The sequence below is a fragment of the Tardiphaga sp. P4_G1 genome (assembly GCF_056401215.1).
Genome location: NZ_JBFUJU010000013.1, coordinates 160,237 through 173,191, shown reverse-complemented (window position 1 = coordinate 173,191; position 12,955 = coordinate 160,237). Strand labels below are relative to the sequence as shown.

General features: G+C 63.8%; 13 protein-coding genes. 9 read left to right on the top strand and 4 right to left on the bottom strand.

The genetic code is table 11. From position 1 onward, the window contains the following. Window positions 1–93: 93 nt before the first annotated feature. A complete protein-coding gene (locus tag AC1DUY_RS27415) occupies window positions 94–1,098 on the bottom strand; it encodes a GlxA family transcriptional regulator (RefSeq protein ID WP_441232180.1) in 1,005 nt (334 codons plus the stop codon). A gap of 61 nt (window positions 1,099–1,159) precedes the next feature. Here AC1DUY_RS27415 and AC1DUY_RS27410 point away from each other — a divergent pair, with 61 nt between their 5' ends. Beyond that, window positions 1,160–1,876 (top strand): DJ-1/PfpI family protein, encoded by a 717-nt coding sequence (locus tag AC1DUY_RS27410; RefSeq protein ID WP_478118412.1) that lies wholly within the window; start codon window positions 1,160–1,162, stop codon window positions 1,874–1,876. A 42-nt stretch (window positions 1,877–1,918) separates the two neighbouring features. Then, window positions 1,919–2,287: a nuclear transport factor 2 family protein gene (locus tag AC1DUY_RS27405; protein ID WP_441229228.1), complete on the top strand. Its 369-nt coding sequence runs from the start codon at window positions 1,919–1,921 to the stop codon at window positions 2,285–2,287. Window positions 2,288–2,294: 7 nt separating this feature from the next. On the opposite strand, the gene pdxR is transcribed toward AC1DUY_RS27405, so the two are convergent. After that, on the bottom strand, window positions 2,295–3,791 hold the full coding sequence (gene pdxR / locus AC1DUY_RS27400) for a MocR-like pyridoxine biosynthesis transcription factor PdxR (protein WP_478118410.1): 1,497 nt from the start codon (window positions 3,789–3,791) through the stop codon (window positions 2,295–2,297). Between the two features lie 109 nt (window positions 3,792–3,900). Here pdxR and AC1DUY_RS27395 point away from each other — a divergent pair, with 109 nt between their 5' ends. Then, complete coding sequence (locus tag AC1DUY_RS27395; RefSeq protein WP_120290789.1) at window positions 3,901–4,857, top strand: DMT family transporter; 957 nt, start codon at window positions 3,901–3,903, stop codon at window positions 4,855–4,857. Here the strand turns inward: AC1DUY_RS27395 and bla are convergent. Continuing rightward, the gene (bla, locus tag AC1DUY_RS27390) at window positions 4,817–5,686 is read right to left on the bottom strand and encodes a class A beta-lactamase (RefSeq protein WP_120290791.1); all 870 of its coding nucleotides are present in this window, start codon (window positions 5,684–5,686) and stop codon (window positions 4,817–4,819) included. The two genes, AC1DUY_RS27395 and bla, sit on opposite strands and share 41 nt — an antisense overlap. A gap of 227 nt (window positions 5,687–5,913) precedes the next feature. On the opposite strand from bla, the gene AC1DUY_RS27385 reads away from it, so the two are divergent. Beyond that, the gene (locus AC1DUY_RS27385) at window positions 5,914–6,627 is read left to right on the top strand and encodes a DNA helicase (RefSeq protein WP_439061355.1); all 714 of its coding nucleotides are present in this window, start codon (window positions 5,914–5,916) and stop codon (window positions 6,625–6,627) included. 144 nt (window positions 6,628–6,771) lie between these two features. On the opposite strand, the gene AC1DUY_RS27380 is transcribed toward AC1DUY_RS27385, so the two are convergent. Next, entirely contained in the window at window positions 6,772–8,421 is a 1,650-nt protein-coding gene (locus tag AC1DUY_RS27380) for a glycosyltransferase family 39 protein (RefSeq protein ID WP_120290795.1), read from the bottom strand. 352 nt (window positions 8,422–8,773) lie between these two features. Between AC1DUY_RS27380 and AC1DUY_RS27375 the strand changes: the two genes are divergently transcribed. From AC1DUY_RS27375 to thrS, 5 genes are all read left to right on the top strand, one after another. After that, entirely contained in the window at window positions 8,774–9,637 is an 864-nt protein-coding gene (locus tag AC1DUY_RS27375) for a hypothetical protein (RefSeq protein WP_120290797.1), read from the top strand. Window positions 9,638–9,800: 163 nt separating this feature from the next. Next, window positions 9,801–10,214 (top strand): Ros/MucR family transcriptional regulator, encoded by a 414-nt coding sequence (locus tag AC1DUY_RS27370; protein WP_089267012.1) that lies wholly within the window; start codon window positions 9,801–9,803, stop codon window positions 10,212–10,214. 207 nt (window positions 10,215–10,421) lie between these two features. Continuing rightward, window positions 10,422–10,694, top strand: a complete 273-nt coding sequence (locus AC1DUY_RS27365) for a hypothetical protein (RefSeq protein ID WP_439061356.1) — start codon at window positions 10,422–10,424, stop codon at window positions 10,692–10,694. A gap of 60 nt (window positions 10,695–10,754) precedes the next feature. Next, window positions 10,755–11,351, top strand: coding sequence for a DUF6456 domain-containing protein (locus AC1DUY_RS27360; protein WP_439061357.1), 597 nt, complete (start codon window positions 10,755–10,757; stop codon window positions 11,349–11,351). Window positions 11,352–11,688: 337 nt separating this feature from the next. Beyond that, a complete protein-coding gene (gene thrS, locus AC1DUY_RS27355; RefSeq protein WP_478118405.1) occupies window positions 11,689–12,900 on the top strand; it encodes a threonine--tRNA ligase in 1,212 nt (403 codons plus the stop codon). Window positions 12,901–12,955: the final 55 nt, after the last annotated feature.

Here is a 12,955-nt window from a genome sequence, read left to right as displayed (position 1 = left end):
TGCCAGCCTAATCCCGCCCTGTTGCGGCAGCAAGCCGGACGGTTTGCGCGGCAGACATGCTTACCAGGGTGGCAGAAGGCCCGATCGCGACATTCAGGAACTGAAACGCGCGCGATAGTCCTGCGGCGTGGCAGAAAGCAATCGCAGGAAGCTGCGTCGCATGGTTTCTTCGGAACCGAAGCCGCAGCGTTGCGAAATGCGTTTCACCGGCAGTTTCGTTTCCGAGAGCAGCCGCCGTGCGGCTTCGACGCGCAACTGCTCGACGGCGCGGGCGGGCGTGATGCCGGTGGCGTCCGCATAGTGCCGGCTGAAGCTGCGTTCGCTCATACCGGCCTGTTCTGCCAGCATGGGTAGCGAAATGTCGTCGGCGAGATGCTTGCCGATCCAGTCATGCAGCGCGCCGAATTTGTCGTCCGCGGTCTGCAGCGACAATGCCGCGCTGAATTGTGACTGGCCGCCGGGGCGCTTGAGAAACACCACGAGGTGACGCGCCACCATGAGCGCGACGCTGCGCCCGAGGTCTTCCTCCACCAATGCCAGCGCGAGATCGATCCCAGCGGTCACGCCAGCTGACGTCCAGAACGCGCCGTCGCGCACGAAGATCGGATCGGACTCCACATGCACGTCGGGGAAGCGCTGCGCCAGTTCGGAACACCAGGACCAGTGGGTCGCGGCACGGCGGCCGTCCAGTAGGCCGGTTGAGGCGAGCAGGAAGGCGCCGGTGCAGACCGAGGCGGTGCGCCGCGCCTTGGCCGCGCGCTTGCGCACCCAGGCGACCATAGCGGGATCGGAAGCGGCGGCATGGACGCCAGGACCGCCGGCAATCAACAGCGTGTCGATCGGTTCGGCCTGGCGCGGCAGATCGCTCACGGCGAGGCCTAGTCCGGCAGAGGCGGTCACACTATGGCCGCCGCGCGCGATCACGCGCAGCCTATAGGGCGCAGGTTGTCCCTTGCGTTGCATGATCTCATTGACCGTGGCGAAGACCTGCAGCGGGCCGGACACGTCGAGCAGTTGCACCGACGGGAACGCCAGCACGTCGATAACGCGCGGAACCGTCGCAACAGAGTTTGGCGGAGAACGAGGGGTCTTTGGCATATTCGCCAGACTGTGCCGGGCTAGGTTCGGCTTGTCCATTCACAAATGCTTGGAGCATTCCATGATCCCGCCAGACCAACATCTCCAGATCGGCTCGCTGTTGTTTGAGGGGCTTGACCAGATCGATCTCACCGGCCCGTTCGAAGTGCTGTCGCGGATCCCGAATTCGACCTATCGAATCTATGGCAAGACCACCGATCCCGTGCGCGACTACAGGGGGCTCCGTATTACGCCGGATGCAGCCATTGGCGACGCGCCCCAGCTCGACGTGCTGCATGTGCCCGGCGGCTTCGGCCAGGAAGCGCTGATGGACGATACGGTTGTGCTCGATTGGCTCCGTCGGCAGGCCGGACATGCTCGAATCTTTTCGGTCTGCACCGGCGCGCTGATCTGCGGCGCTGCGGGATTGCTGATGGGCCGCCGCGCGACCACGCATTGGGCGTCGTTTCATCTGCTGCGCTATTTTGGCGCAACGCCGGTCAAGGAGCGCGTGGTGATCGACGGCAACTGGATCTTCGCCGCCGGCGTGACGTCGGGCATCGATGGCGCGCTGCGTCTGGCTGCAGAATTGCGCGGCGACGAGGTGGCGCAGGGAATTCAGCTGTTCATGGAATATGCGCCACAGCCGCCGTTCAACAGCGGCACGCCCGAAACCGCACCGGCGACGGTGCTGGCGCAGACCCGTCAGTCGGTGGCGAAGATCACCGCGCAACGCGAGGCCACCGCACAACGCATCGCGACGAAGCTTGGCATCATCGTGCCGACAGCGGCGGAGTGAGTTGCGCAAGCCGCTTCTAATATGATCGAAAGGATCATGACCATGAACCTCACGCACATCCATGCATTTACCCAAGCGATGCAGCGCAAAGACCTCGATGCCATGCTCTCGCATATGGCCGACGACATCGTGCTGAAGACGCCGCTTGCCGCCGAGCCATTCAAGGGCAAGGCGGCAATCCGTCCGGTGGTCACGGCGCTGCTGGGTGTCGTCGACAGTTTCGATTTCCGCGAAGTGCTGCAGGGGCCCGAACACGTGTCCGCCTTCTTCGGTATCACCGTCGGAACGGAACAGCTGGATGGCGTCGACTACTGGCGTCTGAACGACGCCGGCCTCATACAGGAAATGACGGTGCTGTGGCGACCGCTGCCGGCGGCGCTGGCCGTCGAGAGGAAGCTCGCGGCAGCATAGGAACGCGTCAGCCCTTCGGCCGCTTCGGTGCCTTGCCGGAGCGGCCGCGCGGCGTGGCGGTGGCGCGCAGCACCTGTCCGACGATGGCGGCGGCCTTGTCGATCTCCTGTTCGTTCCAGGCGGAAAAGCCCATGAACAATCCCTGGCCGGCCACAGGTCCGGTGAAATACATCGATAGCGGGCGGCCGGTCACGCCGAGCTCGGCAAGTCGTGCCGAAATGGCGCGGTCGTCGCGATCGAGATCGAGATGGGCGAGCAACTGCATACCGCCGGCCGGCGGTTCGATCGTCAGGTGATCGCCGGCATGAATTTGCAGTGCCTGCAGCAGGTGATCGCGCCTGCTGCGATAGACACGCGTCATCTTGCGGATATGCGCTGCGAAGTGACCGTCGTCGATGAATTCGGCCAGCGCATCCTGCACCGGCGCCGGCACGATATGGCTGCCGTGGCGCTGCGCCTTTTCGAACAGGTCGGCAAGATCCGGCGGCACGATGGCGTAGCCGCTGCGCACGTCCGCGAACATCGGTTTCGAGAACGTGCCCACATAGAACACGCGGCCGCTGTCATCGAGGCCCTGCAGGGCGGCGACGGGGCGGCCGTCATAGTGGAATTCGCTGTCATAGTCGTCCTCGACGATGGCAGCCCCGATGTCATTGGCAAATGCAAGCAATTGCTGCCGCCGGCTCACAGGCATCAGCCGTCCGGTGGGATGCTGATGCGACGGGGTCACGAAGATCAGCCGCGGGCGATCGCGCCGGCCTTTGATGGAGAGGCCGCTGCCATCCAGCGAAATGCCGCGCATGGTCGCACCGGCCGCATTGAGCGCCGCATATGCGCCGCCATAGCCGGGGCTTTCGACCCAGGCGAGATCGCCGGCATCGAGTAACACGCGCGCGATGAGTTCAAGCGCAGACTGCGCCGATGGCATCAGGACAATCTGTCGTGCCTCGGCCCGCACGCCGCGATAGGCGATGAGATGGCGGAGCAGGGCGTTGCGCAACGAGGCGCGATTGATGGCGGGATCGCCGGTCGATCCGCGTCGCGCCGCGCGGCGCAGGCAGCGCGCCCAGATGTCGTGGGGAAACAGCCGCGCATCTGCCAGCGCCGGGGCCAACAGCAGAGGCCGCCCTTTGTTGATGAACGGCCAATCCGACTTCTGCACGCGCTCGGCCCAGCGCGACAGGCCGAGCGGCTTCGGCGTCTTGCCGGCAATGTTGCGTCCGGTGAGCAACGCCTTGCGCTCGGCGGCGGCGACCATGGGGCGTCGTCCCTGCGTGACGTCGAGATAGCCCTCCATCGCCAACTGATCGATGACGGTCGAGACGGTGTTGCGCGCGAGGCCGAGCTGCTGCGCGCAGTCGCGGCTCGACGGCAGGCGATGGCCCGGCGGCAGCGCGCCGCTCAGGATCGCCGCGCGGAGCTGATCATAGAGCTGCCGCGTCAAGGTCTCGCTGCTCGCGGACCCGCGCTCGATATCGATCAGCCCTGCGAGAATGTCGCCCATCAAACTGGCTCAGTCATTTTTAGTGGAATGGATCTTTGATTGGGGCCAGTAAAACCTAGTGTCCTCGGTCTGTCGAGTGCGCCATGCACCGAAGCCGTGAGATGAAGCCATGTCCGAACATCCCCTGTCGCGCCGCACGGCGCTGCTTTTGTTTGCCGTCGTCGTGACCATGTGGGGGCTGAACTGGACGCTGACGAAATTTCTGGTGCAGCACATTTCGCCGCTGTGGTCGGTGGCGATTCGCGCCGTGATTGCCACGCTCGCTCTGGCAGCCATTACACTCGCGCGCCGGCAATTCATCGTGCCGCGGCGCGGCGACATGCCTGTGATCGTCAGTGTCGCGGTGCTGCATATGGGCCTATTCTCGGTGCTGGTCGCCTTCGGCCTGCAATTCGTGCCGGTCGGGCGCTCCATCGTGCTCGGCTACACCACGCCGCTCTGGGTCGCGCCGGCCGCTTGGCTGCTGCTGCGTGAGCCCGTTCCGCGAGAACGTCTCGCGGGCATCGTGCTGGGGCTTGCCGGCATCGCTGTCATGTTCAACCCGTCGGCATTCGACTGGAGCAACGGCAATGCGCTGATCGGCAGCGGGCTGCTGTTGCTCGCGGCGCTGTGCTGGGCGGCGAACATCGTCTATGTCCGCGGCCACCGCTGGATCTCCGAGCCGTTTCAACTCGTGTTCTGGCAGGCGCTGCTCGCGAGCGTGCTGCTGACAGTGCTGGCGCTGATCCGCGAAGGCGTCCCCGATATCGCCTGGACGCGCGAACTTGTCGGCGCTCTGCTGTTCGGCGGGATCTTCGGCACGGCGCTGGCGCATTGGGCGATGGTGATCATCAACCGCAGCCTGCCGGCGACCATTACGTCCCTCGGTCTGCTGGCAACGCCGGTAATGGGCGTTGCGATTTCCGCGCTGGTGCTGGGCGAGGCGATCGAGCTGTCGCTGATCGCAGCGATGGCCATGATCCTTGGCGGGATTGTCATCGGAACGATGTCGCGTTCAAAGCCGGATGCTGCAATGGCCGTGCAGCCTATCCCAGCCTCTGCCCGACCATCTCGCCAATCCCCGTGAACACCGTCTCCAATTGTGGAGCCGTCGGCGTGCCGCCCTGCGTATAGGCGGCGATGACGACGGGCTGGTCCGGCTTCGGCCAGGTCACGGCGATGTCGCCGGCGGCGTCCTTGCCGTTATTGCCGGTCTTGTCGCCGATCTTCCATGTCTTCGGCAGTCCGGCGCGCAGGCGCTTGTCGCCGGTCTTGCAGTTCACCATCCAGTCGGTGAGCTGATCGCGCGACGTGGGCGTCAGCACATTGCCGGTGACGAAGCGTTTGACGTTGCCGGCCATCGCGGCGGGTGTGGTTGTGTCCTGCGGATTGCCGGGTCGTGAGCGGTTCAATAACGGCTCGTTGTGATCGAGGCGCGAGACGCTGTCGCCGGTCTTGGTCCAGAAGGCGGTGAGGGCGGCCGGACCGCCGACGCGCGCCAGCAGCATGTTGGCGCAGGTGTTGTCGCTGAGTTCGACGATGGCCTTGCACATGTCGGCCACCGACAGCGCGCCCTTGGCGAGATTGTCGCGCGCGACCGGCGCGTAGTCGAGCAGGTCCGCCGCGGCGTAGGAAATCATCTGATCGGGCTTGTCCTCGCCGCGGTCGATGCGGGCGAGCACGCAGGCGGCGAGCGAGGCCTTGAACGTGCTGCACATCACGAAGCGCTCATGGGCGCGCCACGCGATCTTTGCGCCCGTCTTCAGGTTCTCGGCATAGACGCCGATCCGCCCGCCGGTGTCGCGTTCATAAGCTTGCAACGCCGCCGGCGCCTCCTTTGCCATTTCCTTGGCAAAGGCCGGCCAGGCCATGAGCGCCGGCGCAGCCGCCAGCAATGTTCGTCGATTGATCATCATGGCGTGTCATTCGTGGGCGAAGAGGGAGAATTGATGGCGGGCGATCGGGTATCGGCAATTTCGCGGGGAGGGGGATTGTGCTACACTCCGATTCTGGCGCGGCCCACGCCTCCCCCCTCCAGCGGGAAAGTATCGATCATACCGGGCTCTCTGATCACCGAACCAACTGTTCGAGCATCAAGCATAAGGAGGGGTTGTGACAACGCTCGCACCAGGAGGTTCTCACAATGCGTCTTTCTGCGCCTGTTTATCAATTGAAGCGCAAGGCCAGGCTTCTATCCCGCACCGATAACATTCCGCTGCACGAGGCACTCGACCGGATCGCCGTGCGAGAAGGCTTTGCTGCCTGGAGCCTGCTAGTGGCGCGGATGTCTTCGGTAACACCCGCCGCGAAACTGTTCGAACAACTGTCTCCCGGAGATCTTGTGCTGGTCGGCGCGCGCCCGGGCCATGGCAAGACGCTGATGAGCCTGAAGCTCGCCGTGGAGGCGATGCAATCCGGCCATCGCAGCGTGTTCTTTTCGCTGGAATACGGCGAAAAGGACGTGCTGGACCGTTTCAGTGCCATCGGCGTGGAGCGGGGGCGTTTCGATACGCTGTTCGCATTCGACAATTCCGACGACATCTGCGCGGACTACGTCGCCCGGAAACTGGCGGACGCGCCGCGCGGCACGCTTGTGGTGATCGACTATCTGCAACTGCTCGATCAGAAACGCGAGAACCCGGCATTGATGGTGCAGGTGCGCGCGCTGCAGTCATTCGCGAGGGAACGCGGGCTGATCTTCGTCTTCATCTCGCAGATCCACCGGTCCTACGATCCGGCTGTGAAGCCATGTCCTGATCTGGACGACGTCCGGTTGCCGAATCCTGTCGATCTCGGCCTGTTCAGCAAGACGTGTTTTCTGAACAACGGCGACATCAGGTTTCAGGCGGCGCGTTAGTCAACGACGCGGGCCATGAACAACAAGAGTCGTCATGGCCGGGCTTGTCCCGGCCATCCACGCCTTTCATGGTCGCCAAGACGTGGATGCCCGGCACAAGGCCGGGCATGACGAAAACTTGGAACTTAGTACTAACGCAGAATTTTACGGCGCGGGGATCGCGAGCAGGCTCGAAATGCTGCTGCCGCGGATGTCGTAGACCTTGGCGAAGACGACGTCGTCGCGCTTGATCTCGGCAATCACGGGGGCGGTGAGGCCCTTGCAGTAGAACTCGCCAAGCGTCATCGCAAAGTCGGCCGACTGGCTGTCCCAGCCGATGGTGAAGTCGGGACCGAGCGCGACCTGTGCCGGACGCTGCGGGCCGCACACGGCGACCTTCCACTTGCGGCCGACCGGCGGGCTTTCCTGGCGCTCAATGATCTGCTCGCGCAGCGCATCGGAGGCCTGCTTCAGCGCAAGGCCCCAATAGTCCAGCATGTACAGCGCATCGGCCTGGCGAACGGTGCCGGCGATGTAGTTGAAGTGGGTGTACTGATACGGATGCAGCCGGATCATCTCGGCCGTCGGCAGCATCAGGCCGAAGGAGAACACGGCGACGGCAGCCGCTTGCGCGCCGCGATGATTGACGCGCAGCCAATCCATCAGCGCCGCGAAAGCCGCGCCGCCGAGCACGGCCATCGGCGGGAGCACGAAGATGAAATGCCGGATGCCGTTATACAGCGCCGGGCGCTTCACCATGGCGATCACCAGCGGCAATGTGGCGGCAAAGGTCAGCATCAACAGGATGGTCTTGCGACGCGCCGGCACGGTGTCGCGCGACAGCGACATGATGGTCAGCGCGATGCCGCCGAAGGTGAGGCTGAGCAGCACTTCCGGAAGCTGCAGCGCGAACAGCGTCGGCAGGTAGGACCACGGCATGTCCGGCACCGAGATCATCGCGCCGTCGAACATCTCTTTCCACGGTTTCTCGAAGAAGTGAGAGAAGTAGCCCAGGGCGCGCAGCGGATTGGCGGGCTCGAGAATCGACCACGGCCAGATCAGGCCCATGATCAGATAGCCGAAAGCGAGGCCGGGCAGCAGCACGTAAAGGACATGCAGCAAGCGGTGCACGCTCTCGCGCACACCATTGGTGCGGACATCCTCGATCCACAGCGGCATGAAACCGATCACCGCATAGATCAGCGTGAGGCCGGCGAGAATGCGGCAGCCGATCGCGCAGCCGGCGCCGAGGCCGAGGATCAGGACCGTACGCGGCGACGGGTTCGGATATTCCTGCGCAAGGCGCACCAGCCCGAGCATCAGGATGACCATCGCCACAGCGAAAGGCGCATCCTTCGGATTCATGAACATATGGCCGTAGAAGGTCGGACACAGCGCCAGCAGCAACAGCGTGGCGAGGCCGCCCACGGGGCCGGCGACACGGCGGCCGAGGCGCCAGGTGACGCCGAGGCCGATGACGCCGACGATCGCGCCGAGCAGGCGTCGCGTCTCGAACAGCTCCAGCGGGATGATCTTGTGCAGCAGCGCGGCCGCCATATCGAAGCCGCCGCCATACATGTAGAGATTTGCAAACGACAAAGCGCCGGTGTCGGTGAAGCCCGACCCGTACATCTTCAATAGAAGATCTGCATATTCAGCGTGAGTATAGTCGTCCCATCCGAGACCATAGTCCCGGAACGTGAAGCTTGCGACGATACTGACAACGACAAGCGCCAGGATGGCGAGGTCGTCACACGTCCGTTCCACCGAGCGCCTTACTGGCGTGTCGATGGCCGCAGTCGTAATCGATGACATGGCGATGGATAACCCGGTGTCCCCAATGGCTCGGCTTTAGCGCTCTTTGAGCCTCGTTTCCCCGGCATCGATATAGCGCACTTCTCTTTTGAAGTAATTGAGAATTGTGGCTGAAGTTTCTTAATGCGTTGCAACAAACAGGACAAGGTAAAAGCTTTACCGTTTAGGGATAGATCGGCGTCGGCTGTCCCAAACCTGTTGTCTCCGGTGGAAGAAAACTCTCCCAAAACTTACCACCAGGCCGATGTACAAGGGATGAACGCAAAATGCCGTTTGGCGGTGCACGCAATATGACGCTATCGTGGCACCCATGACGAGACTCGCGAGCGGTCCGTCGAGGAGTTCGAAGACTATGAAATTGCTGCTGATTGCCGGGATCGGGGTCATTCTGGCGGGCCTTGCCGCGATCGGCTTCGGCATTCCGGTCAAGGAATTCGGCTTCGGCAATACCCTGATCCTGACCGGGACGGTCGGGGCCTGCACCGGCCTGATCATGGTGAGCATGGCGCTCGCCGTCGGCGAGCTGAAGAAGTTTGGGCCGCAGGGCGAGATCGATGAACCGGTTCCGTCGCCCCGGCTGCCGCGCCGGGAACTGAAGCTGCCGCCGGTTCCGGGGGAGGACGCAGAGGAGGCCGATGACGCGCCCGCGCCGGCCCCGCTGTTCAGCCGCGACCAGCCGGCCGCGCGACCTGCCGTTCCGGAGCCAGGTGTTCCCCCGTGGCAGGACGAAGTGCTGCGCGACCGTGAGCGGCTCGCGTCCGCTGCCGCCGAGGCACCGGTGCCTGAGGAGCCGAAGCGTCGCAATCTGCTGTTCCAGTCATCGCGCCGGGAGCGGGAGAGGGCCGAGGCAGCTGCCGCATTCGAGGCGGCCATGCCAACGCCGGAGGCGCCCGCCGAGCAGCCGAAGAGTTTCGAGGATGCCTGGCCGCAGCCGGATCGGTCGCGCTCCGACGCGATCCGCCGCGCCGCCCGTACCTCGTCCTCGCCAAGCGACAAGCTGCCGGATGCCGCGCTGATCCCGGATCGCTACGTTCCGCCGACGCCGGCTGAAGAGCCGCCGCAGGCATCGGACGTCACCGTGCTGAAATCGGGGGTCGTCGATGGCATGGCCTATTCGCTGTATTCCGACGGCTCCATCGAGGCGCAGATGCCCGAAGGCATGATGCGCTTCGCCTCGATCGACGAGTTGCGTGAGCATCTCGACAACAGGGGCTGATGCCGTTCAGCCATTTCCGTTGGCGGTCACTTTCAGCTGATCTCGACTAATCTTGCACGCAGAATGAAACCGGCGCGCTATACGTTGTTATTGCCCTCGTGGCTGTAATGCCCGCATGATTGTCAAGTAAAGTGCGGCTCCAATCCTTGAAAGACGACGGACCATGAACGACATCGCCGGCAAGAGCTTCATCGATCTCACTGCGACGATCGTGTCGGCCTATGTCGGTCACAATCCAACACCGGCGTCCGAGCTGCCGGCGCTGATCGGTCAGGTTCACGCCGCCTTGGTGCGGGTGTCGAACGGCCGGCCGGAGGTCGCGGCGGAGCCGGCCAAACCGGCGGTGTCCGTCAAGAAATCGATGACCGCCGAATATCTGGTCTGTCTCGAGGACGGCAAGCGCTTCAAGTCGTTGAAGCGCCATCTGCGCACGCAGTACGCGATGACGCCGGAACAGTATCGCGAGAAATGGGGCCTGCCGGCCGACTATCCGATGGTCGCGCCGAACTATGCGGTGGCGCGTTCGCAGCTCGCCAAGAAAATGGGGCTGGGTCAGCAGCGCCGCCGGCGCAAGTGACCTGAACAGGTGACCTGAGCAAGCGATCTGGGCGAGTGATCCCGCAAGTAATCCGAACAAGTAAAGCTAAGCAATAAAGTCAGGTTCCATCCGCAGGAACCAATATAGAACAAATCGGAGACGAAGAAAGTTCTACGTCTGGATGCGGGATACATCTCCCGCCACGCGCAATTGGTGTGTGACACCACAGGCAGGCGATACGTGAACTTGGCGCGTATGACGGGAGACTTTCAAGCGGACGTTGAGGCCATCCCGCGCATCGATGCCGTACCGCGAAATCTGGAAGTGATCTGTCGGACGATGGGGGAGGGCTTTGCCCGCAGGTCGTTGTCGAGGACTGCGATGAACTCTTCGCGCGCGCCGGCCGCGGATCAATCGCAGTCGCTGCCGGAAACCTGCTTTCTCAACGCCGCGGCTTTGAGCGATCGTGCGAAGGCACTGGTTCTTTTGAATAAAAGCCCAGGAAGGAATAAAGTCTAAAATTCTGCTTGCCGGGCCATTCGGGATGTGAGCTTATTATCCTAGATGGAGTCGCTCACGATGAAAACGTCCCGCTGCACCACCAGGCATCCCGACCGCGTCGATCACCATCGCGCGCAGCATCTGTCGCTGGAAACGCGGCAGATCCTCACCGAGGACGGCGTCGCCAGCGTTCTCGTCAATGACAGTGAAAGCCCGCTCGGCTGGCTGGCCCGGCGCAAGGGCCGCGATGGCCGCAGCATGATCAGCCCGCATCAGTTCATCGCCGGCGAAAAGCTGCGCGCCGATTTCACGCGCGGCAACATGGCGCCGCGCATGACGGCGAACTGGGCCGCGCCGACCGGCGGCCGACCACGCGGGGCCGGCAGCAGTCCCGGCGAGATGACGGATATCATGATGACAGCGCGCCAGCGCGTCAGTCAGGCGCTGGATGCTTGCGGGCCCGAGTTTTCAGGGGTTCTGATGGACGTGTGCTGTTTTCTGCGCGGCCTCGAAGACATCGAGCGCGAACGCAACTGGCCGGCGCGCTCCGCCAAGGTCGTGCTGCAACTCGCGCTGGATCGCCTCGCGCGGCATTACGGCTTCGCCAGTGAGGTCAGGGGACAGCCATCGAAAGTGCGAACCTGGCTCGCAGGCGATGCGGCGTTCGAGAGCTAGGGTGTGGAGTCGATAGCGCGCAGCCAGATGCGGATGGATGCGAGCTTGACGACGGCCAAGTCGTTCGCCGCGATCATAGGCCCGCGCATCATATATCTGCGACGCCAAGCAGCTTTCGTTGACGCCTGCGCGTTTTGCCGCCATATACAGCGCATGAACAAGCTTCGATCAGCTGCATTGACCACCACGGCGACCGCTCACGGCGGATCGCCTTCTGGTCGCGCGCGCTAGAGACAAGCGTACTTCACCCAGAAAAGGCCCCGCCGGCGACGGACGGGGCCTTTTCTGTTTTTGATGATCCCCGTCCGCGCTTTTTCCCCTCGTAAGGAACACAGCCATGGACGATCTCGACCACAGAAATCTCGGCGTAAGACTCAAACTCTGGCACCTGCAGGACGATGCGCCGGGCATGGTGTTCTGGCATCCGCGCGGCTACGCGATCTACCGGGTGCTGGAGGACTATCTCCGGCGCAAAATGCGCAGAGCCGGCTATGCCGAGGTCCAAACGCCACAGCTGCTGCCAAAGGACTTCTGGAGCCGCAGCGGCCACTGGGACAAATTCCGCGAGCACATGTTCCGGGTCGATGACGGCGAGCAGACGATGGCACTGAAGCCGATGTCATGCCCTTGCCACGTGCAGATCTTCAACAAGGGTCTGCGCTCGTGGCGGGAACTTCCGATCCGCTATGCCGAGTTTGGCGCTTGCCACCGCAACGAGCCATCCGGTGCGCTCCACGGCATCATGCGAACGCGCGCCTTCGAGCAGGACGACGCGCATGTGTTCTGCCGCGAGCAGGACGTAGAGGACGAAGTCGCGCGCTTCATCGCTTTGCTGGGCGAGGTGTATCGCGATCTTGGTTTTCCCGACTACGAAGTGGCGCTGTCGACGCGTCCGGCCGTGCGCGCTGGCGACGACGCGACGTGGGACTGGTCGGAGGCGAAGCTCGACGATGCCGCGCGGCAATGCGGCCTCGCGCCTCACATCAATCCTGGCGAAGGCGCGTTCTACGGACCGAAGCTGGAATTCGCGTTGCGCGACCGGCTGGGACGATCCTGGCAGTGTGGCACGGTGCAGCTCGACAGCGTGCTACCGCAGCGGCTCGACGCGTCCTACATCGCCGCCGACGGCAGCCGCGCAAGGCCCCTGATGATCCACCATGCCATCTTCGGATCGCTTGGCCGCATGATCGCGATCCTGCTCGAGCACCACGGCGGCGTGCTTCCTTTCTGGTTGTCGCCGGATCAGATCGCGGTTGCGCCGATTTCGAAAGACCAGGCCGGATACGGCGCTGACGTCGTGGCGGCGTTCGAGGATGCGGGGATTAGGGCCGTTGCCTATGACGGCGCCGATACGCTTTCACGGCGCATCGTGGCGGCGCATGACATGGCGGTGCCGGTGATGGCGATCGTCGGCGGGCGCGAGATGAGGGACGGCCGGGTGAGCCTGCGCGAGCGCGACGGCTCGCAGGCCGACGTTCCTTTGGCCGAGGCGGTGTCCCGGCTGCAGGCGAGGGCGCGGTCGGGCGGGCTCGGGGCTGAAGCCCCGTAAACGGGCCTCAGCTGCACTCGATCAGTGGATCCCTGGCGGAGCGTTGGCGCAGCAC